21 protein-coding genes, 3 tRNA genes and 1 pseudogene are annotated in these 18,109 nt (G+C 70.5%); 10 read left to right on the plus strand and 15 right to left on the minus strand.

What is annotated here, in order from left to right; all coding sequences use genetic code 11:
• The first annotated feature begins 2 nt into the window (after nucleotides 1-2).
• The 3 genes from trpC to glp are packed head-to-tail and all read left to right on the plus strand — an operon-like array spanning nucleotide 3 to nucleotide 2,603.
• The gene (trpC, locus tag ASG51_RS19395; RefSeq protein ID WP_056382539.1) at nucleotides 3-854 is read left to right on the plus strand and encodes an indole-3-glycerol phosphate synthase TrpC; all 852 of its coding nucleotides are present in this window, start codon (nucleotides 3-5) and stop codon (nucleotides 852-854) included.
• A 10-nt stretch (nucleotides 855-864) separates the two neighbouring features.
• Nucleotides 865-1,350, plus strand: coding sequence for a cyclic pyranopterin monophosphate synthase MoaC (gene moaC / locus ASG51_RS19400; RefSeq protein ID WP_056216808.1), 486 nt, complete (start codon nucleotides 865-867; stop codon nucleotides 1,348-1,350).
• Nucleotides 1,351-1,385: 35 nt separating this feature from the next.
• A complete protein-coding gene (gene glp, locus ASG51_RS19405; RefSeq protein ID WP_056382541.1) occupies nucleotides 1,386-2,603 on the plus strand; it encodes a gephyrin-like molybdotransferase Glp in 1,218 nt (405 codons plus the stop codon).
• Between the two features lie 14 nt (nucleotides 2,604-2,617).
• Here glp and ASG51_RS25415 read toward each other — a convergent pair whose 3' ends face one another.
• From ASG51_RS25415 to ASG51_RS19415, 3 genes are all read right to left on the minus strand, one after another.
• Nucleotides 2,618-2,752 (minus strand): hypothetical protein, encoded by a 135-nt coding sequence (locus ASG51_RS25415; RefSeq protein WP_274534736.1) that lies wholly within the window; start codon nucleotides 2,750-2,752, stop codon nucleotides 2,618-2,620.
• 80 nt (nucleotides 2,753-2,832) lie between these two features.
• Nucleotides 2,833-3,993, minus strand: coding sequence for a hypothetical protein (locus tag ASG51_RS19410; protein WP_347379761.1), 1,161 nt, complete (start codon nucleotides 3,991-3,993; stop codon nucleotides 2,833-2,835).
• A 3-nt stretch (nucleotides 3,994-3,996) separates the two neighbouring features.
• A complete protein-coding gene (locus ASG51_RS19415) occupies nucleotides 3,997-5,367 on the minus strand; it encodes an RsmB/NOP family class I SAM-dependent RNA methyltransferase (RefSeq protein ID WP_056269923.1) in 1,371 nt (456 codons plus the stop codon).
• 83 nt (nucleotides 5,368-5,450) lie between these two features.
• Between ASG51_RS19415 and ASG51_RS19420 the strand changes: the two genes are divergently transcribed.
• On the plus strand, nucleotides 5,451-5,678 hold the full coding sequence (locus ASG51_RS19420) for a DUF1674 domain-containing protein (protein ID WP_056382543.1): 228 nt from the start codon (nucleotides 5,451-5,453) through the stop codon (nucleotides 5,676-5,678).
• A 176-nt stretch (nucleotides 5,679-5,854) separates the two neighbouring features.
• Nucleotides 5,855-6,163 (plus strand): cupin domain-containing protein, encoded by a 309-nt coding sequence (locus tag ASG51_RS19425; protein ID WP_056382545.1) that lies wholly within the window; start codon nucleotides 5,855-5,857, stop codon nucleotides 6,161-6,163.
• Between the two features lie 117 nt (nucleotides 6,164-6,280).
• Here ASG51_RS19425 and ASG51_RS19430 read toward each other — a convergent pair whose 3' ends face one another.
• The 3 genes from ASG51_RS19430 to ASG51_RS19440 all read right to left on the minus strand — a co-directional run bounded on the left by ASG51_RS19430 (nucleotide 6,281) and on the right by ASG51_RS19440 (nucleotide 8,107).
• On the minus strand, nucleotides 6,281-6,811 hold the full coding sequence (locus ASG51_RS19430) for a L,D-transpeptidase (protein ID WP_056382547.1): 531 nt from the start codon (nucleotides 6,809-6,811) through the stop codon (nucleotides 6,281-6,283).
• 195 nt (nucleotides 6,812-7,006) lie between these two features.
• Complete coding sequence (gene bluB, locus ASG51_RS19435; protein WP_244472608.1) at nucleotides 7,007-7,639, minus strand: 5,6-dimethylbenzimidazole synthase; 633 nt, start codon at nucleotides 7,637-7,639, stop codon at nucleotides 7,007-7,009.
• Between the two features lie 195 nt (nucleotides 7,640-7,834).
• The gene (locus tag ASG51_RS19440) at nucleotides 7,835-8,107 is read right to left on the minus strand and encodes a hypothetical protein (RefSeq protein WP_056269930.1); all 273 of its coding nucleotides are present in this window, start codon (nucleotides 8,105-8,107) and stop codon (nucleotides 7,835-7,837) included.
• Between the two features lie 424 nt (nucleotides 8,108-8,531).
• Between ASG51_RS19440 and ASG51_RS19445 the strand changes: the two genes are divergently transcribed.
• Nucleotides 8,532-8,906: a DUF2794 domain-containing protein gene (locus tag ASG51_RS19445; protein ID WP_056216782.1), complete on the plus strand. Its 375-nt coding sequence runs from the start codon at nucleotides 8,532-8,534 to the stop codon at nucleotides 8,904-8,906.
• A 104-nt stretch (nucleotides 8,907-9,010) separates the two neighbouring features.
• Here ASG51_RS19445 and ASG51_RS19450 read toward each other — a convergent pair whose 3' ends face one another.
• From ASG51_RS19450 to rpmI, 6 genes are all read right to left on the minus strand, one after another.
• Nucleotides 9,011-9,778, minus strand: coding sequence for a Bax inhibitor-1/YccA family protein (locus tag ASG51_RS19450; protein WP_056216778.1), 768 nt, complete (start codon nucleotides 9,776-9,778; stop codon nucleotides 9,011-9,013).
• A gap of 346 nt (nucleotides 9,779-10,124) precedes the next feature.
• Entirely contained in the window at nucleotides 10,125-10,967 is an 843-nt protein-coding gene (locus tag ASG51_RS19455; RefSeq protein ID WP_056269932.1) for a DUF1186 domain-containing protein, read from the minus strand.
• Between the two features lie 15 nt (nucleotides 10,968-10,982).
• Nucleotides 10,983-13,406: a phenylalanine--tRNA ligase subunit beta gene (pheT, locus tag ASG51_RS19460; protein WP_056382550.1), complete on the minus strand. Its 2,424-nt coding sequence runs from the start codon at nucleotides 13,404-13,406 to the stop codon at nucleotides 10,983-10,985.
• A gap of 106 nt (nucleotides 13,407-13,512) precedes the next feature.
• Nucleotides 13,513-14,595, minus strand: a complete 1,083-nt coding sequence (gene pheS / locus ASG51_RS19465) for a phenylalanine--tRNA ligase subunit alpha (RefSeq protein ID WP_056216769.1) — start codon at nucleotides 14,593-14,595, stop codon at nucleotides 13,513-13,515.
• Nucleotides 14,596-14,824: 229 nt separating this feature from the next.
• Nucleotides 14,825-15,196: a 50S ribosomal protein L20 gene (gene rplT, locus ASG51_RS19470; RefSeq protein ID WP_055955353.1), complete on the minus strand. Its 372-nt coding sequence runs from the start codon at nucleotides 15,194-15,196 to the stop codon at nucleotides 14,825-14,827.
• A 48-nt stretch (nucleotides 15,197-15,244) separates the two neighbouring features.
• Nucleotides 15,245-15,448: a 50S ribosomal protein L35 gene (gene rpmI / locus ASG51_RS19475; protein ID WP_018044555.1), complete on the minus strand. Its 204-nt coding sequence runs from the start codon at nucleotides 15,446-15,448 to the stop codon at nucleotides 15,245-15,247.
• A 293-nt stretch (nucleotides 15,449-15,741) separates the two neighbouring features.
• Between rpmI and ASG51_RS19480 the strand changes: the two genes are divergently transcribed.
• The 4 genes from ASG51_RS19480 to ASG51_RS19495 all read left to right on the plus strand — a co-directional run bounded on the left by ASG51_RS19480 (nucleotide 15,742) and on the right by ASG51_RS19495 (nucleotide 16,865).
• Nucleotides 15,742-15,818 (plus strand) — tRNA-Asp (locus ASG51_RS19480).
• Between the two features lie 26 nt (nucleotides 15,819-15,844).
• A tRNA-Asp gene (locus ASG51_RS19485) sits at nucleotides 15,845-15,921 on the plus strand.
• A gap of 76 nt (nucleotides 15,922-15,997) precedes the next feature.
• Complete coding sequence (locus ASG51_RS19490) at nucleotides 15,998-16,213, plus strand: hypothetical protein (RefSeq protein ID WP_056216766.1); 216 nt, start codon at nucleotides 15,998-16,000, stop codon at nucleotides 16,211-16,213.
• Between the two features lie 130 nt (nucleotides 16,214-16,343).
• Nucleotides 16,344-16,865 (plus strand): CAP domain-containing protein, encoded by a 522-nt coding sequence (locus tag ASG51_RS19495; RefSeq protein ID WP_056382553.1) that lies wholly within the window; start codon nucleotides 16,344-16,346, stop codon nucleotides 16,863-16,865.
• A 44-nt stretch (nucleotides 16,866-16,909) separates the two neighbouring features.
• Here ASG51_RS19495 and ASG51_RS19500 read toward each other — a convergent pair.
• The 3 genes and pseudogenes from ASG51_RS19500 to ASG51_RS19510 all read right to left on the minus strand — a co-directional run bounded on the left by ASG51_RS19500 (nucleotide 16,910) and on the right by ASG51_RS19510 (nucleotide 18,002).
• Nucleotides 16,910-17,550 (minus strand): annotated as a pseudogene (locus tag ASG51_RS19500) (cyclic nucleotide-binding domain-containing protein).
• Nucleotides 17,551-17,592: 42 nt separating this feature from the next.
• Nucleotides 17,593-17,880, minus strand: a complete 288-nt coding sequence (locus tag ASG51_RS19505) for a hypothetical protein (protein WP_082514128.1) — start codon at nucleotides 17,878-17,880, stop codon at nucleotides 17,593-17,595.
• 46 nt (nucleotides 17,881-17,926) lie between these two features.
• Nucleotides 17,927-18,002, minus strand: a tRNA-Val gene (locus tag ASG51_RS19510).
• Nucleotides 18,003-18,109 lie beyond the last annotated feature (107 nt).

The raw sequence follows: 18,109 nt of genomic DNA on the forward strand, positions 1-18,109 counted from the left end.
TCATGTCCGAGCCCAAATCCGGGTCCGTCCCCGAGACCGCGTCCGCCGAGCGCAAGGACGTGCTGGCCCGCATCGAGACCTACAAGCGGCGTGAGATCGCCGAGGCGAAGCTGCGGGTGCCGCAGACCAAGCTCGAGAAGCGCATCGCCGACGTCACACCGCCGCGGGGCTTCGCCGAGGCCATCGCGGCGCATATCGCGCAGAAGCGCCCGGCCCTGATCGCCGAGGTGAAGAAGGCCTCGCCCTCCAAGGGCCTGATCCGCGCGGACTTCGACCCGGCCGTCCTCGCCGCCGCCTACGAGGCCGGCGGCGCCACCTGCCTCTCGGTGCTCACCGACACGCCCTCGTTCCAGGGCAAGCCCGAATACCTCACCGAGGCGCGCGCCACCTGCGCCCTTCCGGTCCTGCGCAAGGACTTCCTGTTCGAGCCCTACCAGGTGTTCGAGGCGCGGGCCTGGGGCGCCGACTGCATCCTGGTCATCATGGCCTGCCTCGAGGACGACGAGGCCGCCGCCCTGGTGGAGACCGCGCACGACCTCGGCATGGACGTGCTGGTCGAGGTCCACGACACCGAGGAGTTGGCGCGGGCCCTGCCCCTCGGCACCCGGCTGGTGGGCATCAACAACCGCAACCTGAAGACCTTCGAGGTCTCGTTCGAGACCGCGATCCGCCTCGCCGCGGGCGTACCGTCCGACCGGATCGCCGTGGCCGAGAGCGGCATCGCGGGCCATGCCGACGTGGTCCGGCTCGCGGCGGCCGGCCTCGACACCATCCTGGTCGGCGAGAGCCTGATGCGCGAGGCCGACGTGACGGCGGCCACCCGGCGCCTGCTGTTCGGCGACGCCCAGGCCTGAGGACGCGACGATGGCCGAACTCACCCACCTCGACGCGTCCGGCGCGGCCAACATGGTCGACGTGTCCGAGAAGGACGCGACCACCCGCACCGCCCGCGCGACCGGGCTCGTGGTCATGCTGCCCGAAACCCTGCGGCTGATCCGCGAGGGCGACGCCAAGAAGGGCGACGTCATCGGCACGGCGCGGCTCGCCGGCATCATGGCCGCGAAGCGCACCCACGAGCTCATCCCCCTCTGCCATCCCCTCCTGCTCTCGAAGGTGCGCGTCGATTGCGAGCCCGACGACGGCCTTCCGGGCCTTCGGGTGACGGCGGAGGTGAAGGTGCTGGGGCCGACCGGCGTCGAGATGGAGGCGCTGACCGCGGTCTCGGTGGCCTGTCTGACCATCTACGACATGGTGAAGGCGGCCGATCGCGGCATGCGGATCGAGGGCATCCGGCTGCTCGCCAAGGATGGCGGTCGCTCCGGGGCCTACCGCGCCGAGGATCGCGCTTGAGCGGCAGGCCTCCGAAACGGACGGGGTCCGCGGGCATGATCCCGGTCGCCGAGGCGCTGTCGCGGGTTCTCGAAGGCATTCCGGGTCCGGTCGAGACGGAGACCGTCGCGATCGGGCAGGCCGCCGGGCGTACGCTGGCGGCGGAGGTGCGGGCCACCCGGACGCAACCGCCCTTCCCCGCCTCGGCCATGGACGGTTACGCGGTCCGCAGCGCCGACCTCGCGGACGCGCCCGCCACCCTGCGGCTCATCGGGACCAGTGCCGCCGGGCACGGTTTCGCCGGTGTGGTGGGACCCGGTGAGGCCGTGCGGATCTTCACCGGTGCGCCGGTGCCGGAGGGGGCCGACGCGATCCTGATCCAGGAGAACGCCGAGGCGACATCCGACGGCGTGACCGGGCGGGACTCCGTGCCCGCGGGCCGCTTCATCCGCCCGAGCGGCCTCGATTTCCGCGTGGACGATCGCCTGCTCGCCGCCGGCGACGCGCTGGATCCGCGCCGCATCGCCCTCGCGGCCGCCGGAGGCCACGGCCAACTCTGCGTCCGGCGGCGCCCACGGGTGGCCATCCTCGCCACGGGGGACGAGTTGGTGGCCCCCGGGCAACCGGCGCGATGGGACCAGATCGTCGCCTCGAACGGGCTGGCCGTCGCGGCCCTGGTTCGGGAGGCGGGCGCGGAGGCCATCGATCTCGGAATCGCCGGCGACACCCTCGCGGACCTGGACGATGCGATCCTTCGGGCGGTTTCGGCCGACGCGGATCTCCTGATCACGCTGGGCGGGGCCTCGGTGGGCGACCACGACCTCGTGCAATCGGCCCTGCGGACCCGCGGCCTGGAACTCGGGTTCTGGCGGGTTGCGCTCCGGCCCGGAAAACCCCTGATGCACGGGCGCCTCGGCCGGATGGCCGTGCTCGGCCTGCCCGGCAATCCCGTGGCCTCGGTGGTCTGCGGATTGCTGTTCGTGGTTCCGGCGATCCGCGCATTGCTGGGCGATCCGCGGGCGTCGGCGGACCTGTCCGAGCCGGCGATCCTGGGCTGCGACCTGTCCGAGAATGACCTGCGCCAGGATTATCTCCGGTCGCGGATTGAGACGGCGCCCGACCGCCTCCCGGTGGTCTACCCCGAGAACCGCCAGGATTCCTCGATGCTCTTCGTCCTGGGAGCGGCCGAAGCGCTGCTGATCCGCGCGCCACATGCCCCGGCTGCCAGGGCCGGGGAACCCTGCCGCATCCTGAGGCTCGACCGGCGCCTCTGACGTCTCGGCTGGACCTAGACGAGGTAGAGCGTGGCGTCGGCGCGGAAGACCCGCGGGCAATGCACGGCATCCACCCAGACCCGCGCCTGGTCGAGACTGATGCTGCGCGAATCGGCGATGTCCTGCAGGGTCATCCAGCGTGACGACATGATCGGCTCCCTCGTGGTTAACGAAGTAACGGCCCAGCCTGTCGTTGGTTTCCTTGCCGGTGACGGACTCGCGTCGCGGCTCAGCGCAGGTAGGTGACGCTGTAGAGGGTCCGGCGCAGGGCCTCCTCGTCGACCCAGACGCGGCCGTTCTCGCAGGCCTCGCGCATGCCGGGTCGCATACGGGCACAGTATTCGCCGGTGTTGTCCTGCACCCGATATTGGCAGCGACCGCCGACGGTTCGCCGCCCGATGACCGGACTGGCGTGATCCGCGTGGAGATCCGGGTCCTTGGGATCGCGATCCTCCAGCAGGTACCAGCTGTAGCCGATGGTGGGCACGCGACCGTGGTCCAGGGCGTAATCGATCATCGCCAGGATCCGGCTGATCGCCCGCGGGCTCGGGGGCGTCCCCGAATCCCGCATCTCCACGAACTCGGCCTGATTGGCTGCCAGCCGATAGGACACCGGAAGCAGAGGCACGGGCAGGCCGACCCGTCGGCAGCGTGCGTCCACATGCGCGATCCAGCCCGCATTGAAGGTATCGGTCTGAGGGTGGCGAAGATGGGGGACCGTGCCGGCGAGGCTGCGGAAGCTCATCCGCCGGGGCGCCAGGCGGCTGCGATAGCGCAGGCGATGCAGGGTCGACGCGGCGTAGCGATAGCCGTCGTTGGAGGGCAGATCGCGATCCTCGCAGAGGCCGCCGATGTTGTAGAGGAGCGCGGCCGTATCTTCCTCACCGCCCTCGATCTTGTCGAAGTAGGGCAGCAGCTTCGGGTTGCCGGCAGGCGACATTTCGGCGGCGTTGCGGCTCCAGGCGATGTCGGCGCGCCAGTTCGGGTGTGCCTTCAGGTGTCGGCGCAGGGCCGGGATGGCCGTCAAGCGCTCGGGATCGGCGAAGTAGTATTTCGTGGCGACATCGAGGGGGGCGATCTGGCGCCCCAGCCGATGCGAAATCATGTCGGCGGTGGCGTAGGCGAAGCAGATCGCGCTCTCGCCCTGATTCAGCGGCATCTCACGCGGCGATGGCGACAATCCGACATCGCGTGTCCCCTCGTGCTCCGCGAAGGGGATGCTGGTCGCCACCGGCGCACAGGTGGGATTGCGCACGTAGGCCGGCTTCGGCGGCAGGATGCGGAGATCCACCTGCGCCCGAGCGGGCATGGCCCCGACGGCGAGCGATCCCAGCAGGAACAGGACCGGTGCCGCTCCGTGACGGGCGCCGCCGAGCCGGAGCGAGCCCATCGCTCAGGTCTTTCGGCGCAGGCGGCTTGCAAAGAAGCCGTCGAGACCGCCGCTTCGATCCGGTGTGGTGCCGTGGAGGTGGGCGGGCAGGGTCCGCAGGTCGCCGGCGGCATCGATCGGCTCCGACAGGCCACCGAGTTCGGAGGCCTCGACGGGGACCCGCTCGAAATCCGGGTTGCGGGTCAGGAAGGTCGCGACCTGATACTCCCCCTCCTCCCGCTCCAGGGAGCAGGTGCAGTAGACGAGGCGTCCGCCGGGGCGCACCAGGGCGGCGGCCTTGTCGAACAGGCGTTTCTGCAGGCCGATCAGGCGACTGATGTCGCTCTCGGTCTTGGTCCAGGCGACATCGGGGTGCCGCCGCAGGGTACCGGTGGCCGAGCAGGGCGCATCCAGGAGGACGGCATCGAAGGCCCCGTCGTCGGTCAGCGCCAGGGCATCGCCGACCCGGATCTCCGCCTCCAATCCGAGCCGGGCGAAATTCTGCGACAGGCGCTCCAAACGAGGGCTCGACCGGTCCACGGCGAGCACGGACGCCCCCGCAGCGGCGAGCTGTGCGGTCTTGCCGCCGGGGGCGGCACAGAGATCGGCGACCCGCTCGCCGGGGCGGACGGCGAGGAGCCGGGCCGGCAGGGCCGCGGCGGCGTCCTGCACCCACCACTGGCCCTCGGCATAGCCCGGCAGGTCCGCGACGGCGGCGTGGACGTCGTGCAGGCGCACGCTGCCGGTCGGCAGGGCCACGCCGCCGAGGCGTTCCGCCCATTCGGCCGCCGAGCCCCGCACCGTGATGTCGAGGGCCGCGCCCTGGAGATGCGCCGCCGCGATGGCGCGGGCCGTCTCCTCGCCGTAGGCGGCGCGCCAGCGGCGAGCGAGCCAGTCAGGTGTGTTGTCGGCCAGGGGATCGCCGGGATCGGCCACGATCTCGGACCGCTCGCGCACGATCCGGCGCAGGACCGCATTCACGAGGCCGGACAGGTGCTGGAGCTGCGGATCGGCCTTGGCGAGGCGCACGCCGAGGTCGACGGCGGCGTGGTCGGGGACGTTCAGATCGAGGATCTGGACGGCGCCGGTGGCCAGGAGCGCCACGAGGCGTGGCTGGTCCTCGGGTAGCCCCTGCGACATGCGGGCGGCGAGCACCCGGCGGAGGAAGCCGAGGCGCCGGAAGGTCGCGGTGGCGATGGCGCGGGCGAGGCCCGCATCGGCCGCGTCGAGGCCGGCGTTCCGGCTGGCCTGCGCCAGGGCATCCTCGAGGGCGAAGCCGCGGGTCTTGCCGATGAGGTCGGCCACCGCGCTGTGCGCGACCTGACGGGCGGCCAGCCCGGCGACGCCGCGATCGATCGGCGCCGTCGGCGCATCCGTGTTGCGGCGTGTCGCCATGAGTGCCACTTCCTGAAGCATGAGCCCGCGCACGGCGGGCCTCCCTGCGATGCCCTTCCACCCGTGACACCGAGATGCAAGCCATGACCAGCCCGGAACCGACGGAAAACGCTGCGGATGAGGCTCCGGTCGAGGGCCGGGCCCTGACGCCGGAGGCGGCGCGGGCGCTGGCGGAGGCGGCGGAGCGGCGGGCGGCGATCGATGCCCATGCCGCCGCGATCGCGGCGAAGCGGGAGCGACAGGGCCGGGGCGGCCTGGAGCCGGTGCGCTACGACGACTGGGAGATCAAGGGTATCGCCGTCGACTTCTAGACTCTGTCGGGTTCATCCCGAACCTGACGGACCCGCGAGGCCCTTCTCGTCGTTCGTCGTTCCGGGATCACCGGTTTCCACTGATCCTTGACAAACTCCAAGGGCGTTTCGTCGCCGGAACGGCGGCGATCCCCTCCCGTTGTTCCGGCCACGGACACACGCCAAGGAGCACGACGATGGCGATCAAGGTTTCGAGCAAGACTGCGGGCGCGGGTCCGCACGGCGAGGTCGCCCTGGCCCGCGGGCAGGTGGTCGCGATGCGGATGTGGCGCGACGAAGCGCCCAGCGCCGACAAGCCCATGGCCAAGCGCCCCTACGAGACGGTCGGCTACGTGATCGCCGGCCGGGCGGAGCTGATCGTCGAGGGCGAGACGGTGCTGCTCGAGCCCGGCGATTCCTGGCTGGTGCCGGAGGGCGCCGAGCATACCTACCGTATCCTCGAGGTCTTCACGGCCATCGAAGCGACGGCGCCGCCGGCGCGCTAACAACCCCATGGAAGACCCGCGCGGTCGTTTCGAGGTCGCGCGGGTGTCCAGTCCGAGAGCCCTGTCTTGCCGTTTGTCTTTTCGGGAGAACCGGTTTCCCCCGATCCCCAACGAACGCTAGCGGGTGACGTAGACCTGCGTGCCCACCGAGACGCGTTCGTAGAGGTCGGCGATGTCCTGGTTGTACATCCGGATGCAGCCGTAGGACGCGTAGGTGCCGATCGAGCTCGGCCGGTTGGTGCCGTGAATGGCGTACTCGCCGCCGGCCAGGGTCATCGCCGCGACGCCCATCGGGTTGGAGGGCGAGCCGCCGGCGATGACGGCGGGCAGACGGGGGTTGTCGCGCTTGACCTCCCGCGGCGGCGACCAGGCCGGCTCCACGTACTTGCCGTCGATCTGGGTGGCGCCGCTCCACTGCTTGCCGGGCTTGCCGACCGCGACGGGGTAGCGGATCGCCGTACCGTCGCCGTTGACGAGGTAGAGCCGGCGCTCGGTGGTGCGCACGATGATCGAGCCCGGCATCACGCCGTCGTGGAAGGCCACGACCTCCCGGGCCTGGGCGGGTGCCCCCAGGAGCGTTGCACCGAGGGCAGCGCCAAGGACCGCCGCAGCCCCTGCGCGAGGGTGAACCGTGCCGTGCCGAACCATGACCTGTCTCTCCGAAAGCGTGACCGTTTGCCCGAGCATCAAGCGCGCAGGCAGGTTCTCGTTCCGGTAAAACGAAGCAGAGGAGCGCGGACAATACGCAGGATTCCCGCAGCGCGGTAAAGCACGGCCCGTGAAATCCCAACAAAGCTCGCGCTTCGCCTTCGGACTTCCTTGACTCTGTCAGGTCCCGGAGGGTCAGCGCTCGATCAGGGGCATTCCGGTGCCCAGGCGCTGCTGCCAGCCATGGCGTACGAGTTCCGGGTCCTCGTGTTCCTCCACGGGAAAGCCGACGCAGAGATAGGCGACGAGGCTCCAGGTGCAGGGCACCTCCAGGATCTCGCAGACCGTGCCGGGCTCGAGGATGGAGACCCAGCCCACGCCGAGGCCATGGGCCCGGGCGGCGAGCCAGAAGGTCTGGACGGCGGTAACCACGGAGTAGCGCAGCATCTCCGGCATGGTCGCGCGCCCAAGGCCGTGCCCGGTGGCGGTGGCCTCGTCGCAGAACACCGCGAGATGGACCGGGGCCTCGCGCAGGCCGGCGAGCTTCAGGCGGACATAGGCCTCCCGCTGCTCGGCCGCGTAGGCCTCGGCGGCGGCGGCGTTGCAGCGCTCGAAGCTGGCGAGCACCCGGGCCCGGCGCGCCGGCTCCGCGACCCGCACGAAGCGCCAGGGCTGGCTGTTGCCGACGGACGGACTGAAGCACGCGAGATCGAGGCAGCCGCGCAGCAGCGCCTCGTCCACCGGATCGGTCCGGAACCGGCGCACGTCGCGGCGCCAGGCGAACAGGGTCGCGAGCGTCTGGCGAAACTCGGCATCGAAGCTGACCACGACCCGTCCCCGGCGGTAAATTCACCCCTTCATAGACGGAGTTTCTCCGCGCGGCAGAGTTTTCGCGCAAGTTCTGTCACGCAAGATCTGTCGGGCGAGACCTTCCACACGAGACCTGCCGGGATCCGACGCTCCGACCGCCTCCTCGGCACCGGCGCCAGGGCGACGAAGCCGCCGCCGGCCGGCATCCGGCTCTCACGGCGTAGGCTCGTCCGGCCGCTCCCCCGGGCTCACCCACGAGCCCGAAAAGGTCAGGGTCGCGGTGTAGACCGCCGCGCTGTCCGTGTTGCGAACGACGACCTTGAAGGCCTGGGCATCGGCCCCGCGCTGGGGGATCGCGTCCCGCGCGATCTCCGGCAAGGCGCGCATCGCTTCGCGGCGGACATGGTCGGCGTCGACGCAATCCTGGCCGATCGGATCCGGGACGAACGCGCGGCCGTCGTGAATGTCGAAATAATAGCGCGCCACTCGGGTGCCTCGCTGTCCTCGCCTCGGCTACGTTGTGGAGAAGTGCCTCGCAGGATCGCGGGTTCTGTCGGGTAGATCACCGAGGGACGGGCCCGCGCCGGCATCCGTTCCGCGGGCGCGGGCCAAAAAAAGGGCCGCGCTCCGAAGAGGCGGCCTGAAGTCCTTGGGTCTCGAAACCTCTGGAGTGCCGGTCCCGCCGAATCGGGCGCCGTCCGAAGAGCTGGGGAGCCGTGGAGATCGGACGCCGCGCCGGAACGGGATCGACGAAGTTTCGGCCACAGGTGTCACTCTCCATCAAGGCCGACGCTGGGCCTCATGGCGGCGAAATCGTGGTGATGTGTGTCGTGCCGAGCGGGAGCTACCGCCCTTGCCGCGAGGAGAGCCCAGCACCATCATGAGGGATCAATCCGGGACAGGAGTGACGATGAGCGAGAGAACCGGTGCCGATTCGCGATCGCCCGAGGCCGCCGCCCGGGTCATCCCCTTCCCGACCGCGCCGGTGCAGCCCCAGATCGCCTTCGACCGCGCGGAGCTGCGCGTTCTCTTCAACCTCTACGGACGGATGGTGTCGCAGGGCGAGTGGCGCGACTACGCCCTCGATTTCCGGCGCGACAAGGCGGTGTTCTCGATCTACCGGCGCAGCTCCGAGATGCCCCTCTACCGGGTCGAGAAAGACCCCAAGCTCGCCCGGCGCCAGGGCGCCTACGCCGTGGTGGCGGCCTCTGGCCTCGTGATGAAGCGCGGCACCGACCTCGCCCGCGTCCTGGCCGTCCTGGAGCCACCGCTGCGGGCGGTGTGATCGCGCCCGCGTGGCGACCGGGCCCCGGCACTTAGCCCATGAAAAAGGCCCCGGCGGTGTCCCGCCGGGGCCTTTTCGTCATGCCTCCGAGAGACCGGGTTCGCTCAGCGACGGTCGCCGAGGAGCGAGAGCAGCATCTGGAACATGTTGATGAAGTCCAGGTACAGGGTCAGGGCACCGTTCACCGACAACTTGGCCGCACCCTCGGCATCGGCGCCGCTGTAGAGGAACATCTCCTTGAGCTTCTGCGTGTCGTAGGCGGTGAGGCCCGCGAAGATCAGCACGCCGATCACCGAGATCGCGAACTGAAGCGCCGAAGAGGCGAGGAAGATGTTCACCAGCGAGGCGATGATGAGGCCGATCAGGCCCATGATCAGGAACGAGCCCATGCCCGACAGGCTGCGCTTGGTGCTGTAGCCATAGAGGCTGAGACCGCCGAAGGTCGCCGCCGTGATGAAGAACACCCGCACCACGCTCGCGCCCGTGAAGACGAGCAGGAGGGAGGACATCGAGGCGCCCATCACCGCCGCGAAGGCGAAGAAGGTCAGGCGCGCCGAGGCCGCGGACATCCGTTCCATCCGCATCGAGAAGATGAAGATGAAGGCGAGCGGCGCCAGCATGACGACCCACTTCAGCGGGCTGGTGTAGAGCAGCTGGCCGAACGGCGTCAGGGCGACGCGGCCGGTCGCCGTCTGCGCGACGGCGGCCATGTTGAGGCCGAGCGCCACGAGACCGGAGATCCCGAGGCCGATGACCATGTTGTTGTAGACGCCGAGCATGAAGGTCCGCAGGCCCTGGTCGATCTCGACCTGGCTGCCGGCGTACCCGGTCGGCTGGGCGCCATACCGGAAGGGGCTGTTATCGAATGCCATGGGAGTTTCCCTTGGAAGCTCTCTCAGCGTGTGATTTCGGAATGAGGCTCACGCACAGGACCTCTTGGCGCCAAGCGACGCCTCAGGGCGAAATATGTTCGGTCACGCTGCCCCGCACAAGGGCCGGCCCAGGCTGAAACGCCGGAATCGCACCGGGCTATGCTGGTATTTTGTTCGATCCGGCAGGGATTAAAAAGGGGCCTGACCATGCGAGCATTGCGCGGGCCCGGGATTAACCAAGGTGGATTTCCGGGTTCCGTTCTTGCACCGGACCGGACCGCGGCGGCGCGCCCGCGTGGTCGCGGGGCACCCGGCGGAGCGGCGCCATCCGCTCCGCGAGCCCCCGTCAGGCGACGGCCTTATCGAGGCAGCATTTCTTGAACTTCTTGCCGCTGCCGCAGGGGCACGGGTCGTTGCGGCCGACGTGCTTCAGGGGATTGCGCACCGGCTGGCCAAAGCCCTCCGCCGTCCAGGCGAGGTCCGCCAGGGGGTCTTCGAGGGGGCCGAAGCGCAGGGGATCGAAGCGGCCGAGGTCGTCGCCCTCCGCCTCCGCCTCGCGCAGGGCCCTGGGGAACCAGGTCGGGTCGCTGTTCGACTCGGTGAGCCGCCCGTCCCGGCGGGCGGCGAGGACGCGTCCCCCCAGGTCGCGCAGGCCCAGGAGGGCGATCGCCTCCTCCCAGCCGGCCCAGGCGAGGTCGCCCTCGACGGCGGCCCGCTTGTCGTCGAAGCGGACCAGGAGGTCGTGGGTCTCCTGCGGCGGGATGCGGCCGGTCTGGGTCAGGTAGGCCAGGGCGGCGAAGGCCTCGTTCCGCACGGCGTCGTCGACGGTGCTGTCGACCAGCAGGGCGCCGAGGGGAGCCGCGTCCCCGTCGAAGACGCTGACGAGGATCCGGGTCAGGGTCGTCGTCACCGCGTCGCCGAGGAGGATGTCGAGGGTCTCGCCGTCCAGGGCGAGCAGCCGGATCAGCGGCCGGTAGACCCGGCTGTCCCGGGCCGCGGCGAGGACGTGCAGGCCCCAGAACAGGAGGTCGGCCTCGGCCTCCTCCAGGTCCGGCTCCCGGGCGGCCCGATCGAGGACCGCAAGCACCGCGTCGGCGATGCGATCCGGCTCCGCCAGGGCCGCGCGCATCTCGGGCGCCGGGAGGTACTTGGCGGCCGAGAGGGCGGCGACGAGGTCCGCATCGAGCATGGGTGGTCTCTCCTGTCAGGAGCGAAGGGTCGCCCCGGTCTTGCGCGCGACCTCGGCGACGATCCGGGCGCTGACGACCTCGATCTCCGCATCGGTGAGGGTTCGGTCCACCGGCTGAAGGCGGACCGCGATCGCCACCGACTTCGCGCCCTCCGGAATGCCGACGCCCTCGTAGAGGTCGAACACGTCGATGCCGGCGATGAGCTTGCGCTCGGCGGCCTGCGCGGCCTTGACCACGTCCCCGGCCGCCACGTCGCGGCCGACCACGAAGGCGAAGTCGCGGGAGATCGGCTGGAAGTCCGACAGGGCCAGCGCCGGCTTGACCTTGGTGGGACGGTATTTCGGCAGGGGCACCGCGTCGAGGGTGATCTCGAAGGCGACGAGCTGGCCCTTGAGGTCGAGGGCCTTCATCACGCGGGGATGGACCTCGCCGAAGAACCCGACCGGGTTCTTGGGGCCGAACTGCAGGGTGCCGGAACGGCCGGGATGCAGCCAGCCCGGGCCGCCAGCCACGACCTGCAGGCCGCCGGTGGGAATGCCGAAGGCGGCGAGCAGGGCCAGGGCGTCGGCCTTGGCGTCGAAGGCATCGACGCCGTCGGTGCGTCCGTCCCAGTGCCGGCCCGCGCCCGCCTGGGTGGCGGTGCCGCGGCGGATGGCGGCGGCCCGGATGGTCTGCCCCTCCGGCTGATCGGTGGCGAAGCACTGGCCGACCTCGAACAGGGCGACGTCCGGGCTGCCGCGGTCGGCGTTGCGCTGGGCGGCGCGCAGCAGGCCGGGCACGAGGCTCGGGCGCATGTCGGAGAGATCGGCCGCGATCGGGTTGGCCAGGGCGAGGTCGGCGCCCCCGCCGCCGAACAGGACCGCGTCGTCGTGCGGAATGAACGACCAGGTCACGGCCTCGACGAGGCCGCGGCTGGCCAGCGCCCGCTTGGCGAGGCGCGTGCGCTTCTGCAACACGGTCAGCACCGGCTTGCCCACCGCCGCCTCGATGCGCGGCAGGGGCTTGGGCTCGATGCGGTCGAGGCCGGCGATGCGGATGATCTCCTCGACGAGATCGGCCTTGCCCTCGACGTCCGGCCGCCAGGAGGGGGTGAGCACCTTCACCCGGTCGCCCGAGCCGGCGACGTGGAAGCCGAGGGCCTCCAGCGTGACCTTCATCTCGGCTCGGGAGAGCTCGATCCCGGCGAGACGCCGGGTCTCGGTCCAGGGGAAGTCGATGACGCGCTCGGTCTGGGGCGGCTCGCCCATGATCACGGGCTGGCTCGGGCTGCCGCCACAGATCTCCAGGACGAGGCGGGTGGCGAGGTCGAGGCCCGGCAGGGTGAAGGCCGGATCGACGCCGCGCTCGAAGCGGTAGCGGGCGTCGGTGATGATTCCGAGGCGGCGGCCGGACTGGGCGATGTTCACCGGGTCCCACAGGGCCGATTCGATGAGCACGTCGGTGGTCCCGTCGTCGCAGCCGGAGGCCTCGCCGCCGATGATGCCGCCGATGGACTCGACGCCCTTGTCGTCGGCGATGACGACGGTGTCGCCGGTCAGCGCGTAGGTCTTGCCGTCGAGGGCCTTCAGGGTCTCGCCGTCGCGGGCGCGGCGGACCACGAGGCCGCCCGCCACCTTGGCGGCGTCGAAGACGTGGAGGGGCCGGCCGCGGTCGAAGGTCAGGTAGTTGGTGATGTCCACGAGCGCGTTGATCGGGCGCAGGCCGAGCGCTCGCAGGCGCGCCTGCATCCAGTCCGGCGAGGGGCCGTTCTTGACGCCGCGCACGAGGCGCAGGGTGAAGTAGGGGCAGAGGCCCGCGTCGGGCGCCGCGAAATCGAGGGTGACGGGCACCGGGCAGGCGCCCTCCCCGCGCACCGGCGGCTGGGGCGGGCGCTTGAGATCGCCGAGGCCGGTCGCCGCGAGGTCGCGGGCGATGCCGTGGATGGCGGTGCAGTCGGGCCGGTTCGGGGTGAGGTTGATCTCCACCACCGGGTCGTCGAGCTTGGCGTAAAGGGCGTAGGGCTGGCCCGTGGGCGCATCCGCGGGCAGGTCGAGGATGCCGCTGGCCTCGTCGCCGAGGCCGAGCTCGGCGCCCGAGCACAGCATGCCGAGGCTCTCGACGCCCCGGATGGTGCCCACCGCCAGGGTCTTGTCGAGGCCGGGCACGTAGGTGCCCGGGGGGGCGAACACCGTCTTCATCCCGGCGCGGGCGTTGGGCGCGCCGCACACCACCTGCACGGGCTGTCCGGTGCCGGCGTCCACCGTGCAGACGCGCAGGCGGTCCGCGTTCGGGTGCGGCTCGGCGGTGAGCACGCGGGCGATCACGAAAGGCTTCAGGCTGGCGGCCTTGTCCTCGATGCCTTCGACCTCGAGCCCGATCCGCGTCAGGGTCTCGGCCACGGTGTCGAGGGACGCCTCGGTGTCGAGGTGATCCTTGAGCCAGGAGAGGGTGAGTTTCATCGCTTGAATCCCCTGGCGTCCGAGGCTCCCAGGTGGGCGGGATGCCGGCGCCGAACAGGAAAGAAAAGGTCTCGTCCGGCCGGGGCCGGCGCGCGAAAGCTGGGGATCAGCCCGTCAGCCCGGCCACCAGGCTCGGGATGTCGAGGGGCCGGAAGCCGTAATGGTCGAGCCAGCGCACGTCCGCCTCGAAGAAGGGGCGCAGGTCCGGCATCCCGTACTTCAGCATCGCGATCCGGTCGATGCCGACGCCGAAGGCGAAGCCCTGGACGCTGTCGGGATCGAGGCCGCAATTGCGCAGCACGTTGGGGTGGACCATGCCGCAGCCGAGGATCTCGAGCCAGTCCGTGCCCTCGCCGAAACGGATCTCGCCGCCCTTGCGCGAGCACTGGATGTCCACCTCCGCGGAGGGCTCGGTGAAGGGGAAGAACGACGGGCGGAAGCGCATCTTCACCGCCTCGACCTCGAAGAAGGTGCGGCAGAACTCCTCCAGCACCCATTTCAGGTTGGCGATGTTGGCCGCCTTATCGATCACCAGCCCCTCGACCTGATGGAACATCGGCGTGTGGGTCTGGTCGGAATCGTGCCGATAGGTCCGGCCCGGGCAGATCACCCGGATCGGCGGCTGCTGCGACCGCATGGTCCGGATCTGCACCGGCGAGGTGTGGGTGCGCAGGACCTTGCGCTGGCCGTTGCGGTCGGGGGCCAGGAAGAAGGTGTCGTGCATCTCTCGCGCCGGGTGGCCGGGCGGGAAGTTGAGGGCGGTGAAGTTGTAGTCGTCGGTCTCGATGTCGGGCCCTTCCGCCACCGAGAAGCCCATGTCGGCGAAGATCGCCGTGATCTCGTCCATGACCTGGCTGATCGGGTGGACGCGGCCGCGCACCTCCGGCGCCTCGCGCACCGGCAGGGTCACGTCGATGCGCTCGGCCGCGAGGCGGGCGGCGAGGGCCGCTTCCGCCAGGGCGTCCCGCCGGGCCGTGAGCGCGCCCTGCACCCGGTCGCGCAGGCCGTTGATGAGGGGGCCGCGCGCCTTGCGCTCGTCGGGGGTCATCGCCCCGAGGGTCTTCAGGAGTTCGGAGACCGACCCCTTCTTGCCGAGCGCCGCGACGCGCACGGCGTCGAGGGCGGCCTCGTCGGCGGCGTCCGCGACCTGACGGAGCAGGTCGCCTTCGAGGGTGTCGAGATCGGTCATCGGTTCCACTCACCGGCTGCGGCGCCGCCCCTCGCGGGACCGGGCGGGCTCGATCGGCATCGGGGCGAGGGTTTTCCCGGTCCCCGGCCGCAACGCAAGCGGCAGGGGGCCGAAAACCCCGGATCGTCGGGCAGAAAGACGAAAGGCGCGGCTCCCCGGGGGCGCCGCGCCTTTCGTGAAGAAGAGCGCCCGGCTTGGGCGAGCCGGGCTCGCCTCAGGCGGCCTTAACTCAAGCGGCCTTGGCTGCCGGGAGGGCGGCCTTGGCCAGCTCGACCACGGCGGCGAAGGAGGCGGGCTCGTGGATGGCGAGCTCCGAGAGGGCCTTGCGGTCCACCTCGATGCCGGACTTCGACAGGCCGTTGATGAAGCGCGAATAGGTCAGGCCATGCTCACGGACCGCGGCGTTGAGGCGCTGGATCCAGAGGGCGCGGAACGTGCGCTTCTTGTTCTTCCGATCGCGGTAGGCATACTGCATGCCCTTCTCGACCGCCTGCTTGGCGATCCGGATCGTGTTCTTGCGGCGGCCGTAATAACCACGGGCGGCCTTGAGGACTTTCTTGTGCTTCGCGTGACTGGTCACGCCGCGCTTGACGCGGGCCATGGGAGTTCTCCTGGATTACGAAAAAAGCAGTGTCGGCGTCGTGAAGGCTTACCGGCTGTTGGGCAGGAAGTACTTCTTCACGTTGGCAGCATCGCCCTCGAACAGGGTGGTGGTGCCGCGCAGGTTGCGGATCTGCTTCGTCGTCCGCTTGATCATCCCGTGGCGCTTGCCGGCCTGGGCATACATGACCTTGCCAGTGCCGGTGATCTTGAAGCGCTTCTTCGCGCCCGACTTGGTTTTCAGCTTGGGCATTTGGCTCTCCTGAACGCGCAGCGGCTCCGATCCGGCTGGATCGAAGAGATGCGCTCGGTTGATGCTTCTGATGGAGCAGCACGAACCGCCACGGCAGCCCGATCGGCCGGGCGGTTCAACGCGAGGGGGCTATGACAGAAAAGCGACGCGGATTCAATGCCGACTCTCGGGGCTCCATCGCGCGACCGAGGCGGGACCGGAAATTCCCGGCCGAATGCGCTCGGGGATTGCTTGACAGCCCCGGGCGCTGAACCTACACCCCCGACACCGCCGGAAACGGGGCGGGACGTCAAGCGGGCGTAGCTCAGTCGGTTAGAGTGCCGGCCTGTCACGCCGGAGGTCGCGGGTTCGAGTCCCGTCGCCCGCGCCACGTCACTTCTTCACCGAATATTGGATGCGGGCGTAGCTCAGTCGGTTAGAGTGCCGGCCTGTCACGCCGGAGGTCGCGGGTTCGAGTCCCGTCGCCCGCGCCATCGCGTTCCGCACGCACCATCTCGTCTTCTCCCCGCCGCGCCCTACCCTTCCCGAGGATTCTTCGGGGGGCGACGGATGTCGGGTGTCTTCTTCCTCTACTTCACCGTCTGCCTCGCCCGCGCGCCCGATACCTGCGAGTCGCGCAGGCTCGCCCTCGACGTGGACGACGCCCCGGCCTGCCTGCACGTGGCGCAGCCGCAGCTGGCGCAGTGGATCGGCAGCCATCCCGAATTCCGCATCACCGCCTGGCGCTGCGGCGCGCCGCCCCGCGATCGCGGCACGCGGATCTGACTTTGCCCCGTGACCGGGGAGACACAGGCGCCCCTCCGGCGCGCGAACCCGTGCGGACCGCCGCGTTTTCGCCGCATGGAATGCGGAGGCGAAGGGCCGACAGGCCCATTCCCGAGATCCGTCCGCACCGATGCGCTTTCCCCGTTCCGCCTCTCCGCGCCCGCCGCTCCGCCTCGGCGCGGGCGCCCTCGGCCTCGCCGTCCTGCTGGCGCTGGCCGGCTGCGGCACCCCCACCCTCCTCGCCCCCGACCAGCCCACCAGCCTCGTCATCCTGGACGAGCAGGCGGCCGCCGCCGCGATCTCGCGCTACCGGGCGCAGCACGGCCTCGGCCCGGTGGTGATCGATTCGAGCCTGATCCGGGCCGCTTCGTATCAGGCGGCCTCCAACGCGAAGGCCGGCCGCCTCAGCCACGAGATCGGCGGCACCTTCGATTCCCGCATGGCCCAGGCCGGCTTCGGCCGGAGTTACGCCGCGGAGAACCTCAGCGCCGGCTCGGCCACCTTCGACGAGGTGCTGGCCCGCTGGAAGGCCTCGAGCGAGCACAACAAGAACATGCTGATCCCGCAGCTCCGGCGCATCGGCATCGCCCGCGTCGACGCGCCGGGCACCCGTTACAAGCGCTACTGGGCCCTGGTGATGGCCGGCGGCTGAGACGTTGCGCACGTGCCTTCGCGGCCGGTGGCGCGGTGCCCCCTTCAGAGCGCCCCGGTCCGCGTCGCGGGTTCCGCCGCCTCGTGGGGCTGGGCGCGCGCCTGCGCGCCCTGGATCAGGCGCTCGCTGGTGAGCTTCAGGAAGGAGAAGCGAAATTCCGGGTTCTGGTCGTAGAGCTGCTTGACCTCCGAATCGGAGATCCGCAGGGCCTGCCCCGCCTCGACGCAGACCAGCGAGGCGGTCCGGGTGTTGCTCGGCGAGAGCAGCCCGAGCTCGCCGACGACCCCGCCGGCCCGCACCGCGATCCCGTATTCCGGAATGCGGAAGCGACCGCTCTCCACGTCGAACATCTCGCCCGCGTCATCACCCTGGCGGAAGACGGTCCGCCCCGCCCGGAAGCGGACCGCGCGGCCGAAGGGCCGGAGCCAGTCGAGGGAGAGGTCGCCCTCGGCCGCCGCCTCCCCCTGGCGCACGAGGCGCACCATCTGCCAGAGCCGATAGGCGTTGAAGGGGTCTGGATCGCCTCGGTGAGGACCACCGGTCAGCTCCCGATCAGCAGGCCCTAGGTGATGACGGCCACGCTGGCGACGAGGGCGATGATCCGCAGGGGGATCATGGTCGTCATCGCCGAGGCCGTGATGGTGAGGGCCGTGCCGGAATACCCGATGGCCTCGACCCCATCGATGCCGACCCCGGTCATCGCAGGGTTCCGGCCGATCGCGCCTTCTCAGCCCCGCCCATCGTCGGCATCCGCCTCGGCGAGACCATCCTGCAGGGAGCGGATGATGGTTCGCATCTCCGGCACCATGGCGATCGCCTTGGCGATGCGCTGCGCCTCCTCCCGGGTCATCGCGCCCGGGGTCGCATGGGCACCGGCCTCCTCCGAAAAGTAGGTCCAGGCCACGGCCAAGCCCTCTCCGTCCTCGACGCAGAAGCTTCCGTCCCGCTCGACCACGATCCAGGGCGGCGGGAATCCCCGGGCCGGCCTCGCGTGGATCTCGGCATCGTCCGCCACGGGACACCTCAGCGTTGGGGCAAGGTCGCGATCGCCGCGTTGCGACTGGTGGGCGGTGACGGGCTCGAACCGCCGACCCTCTCCGTGTAAAGGAGACGCTCTACCAACTGAGCTAACCGCCCGGAGCGCCGGCCTTCGTCGCGCGGCGCGACGGCTTCGTAGCGGACGCGCGGGCGGGCGCGCAACCCCCTCCCCCGGCGGCCCTTGGGTCCGGGCATGAAAAAGGCCC

Source organism: Methylobacterium sp. Leaf465 (assembly GCF_001424705.1).
In the GTDB taxonomy this organism is placed as follows: Bacteria; Pseudomonadota; Alphaproteobacteria; order Rhizobiales; family Beijerinckiaceae; genus Methylobacterium.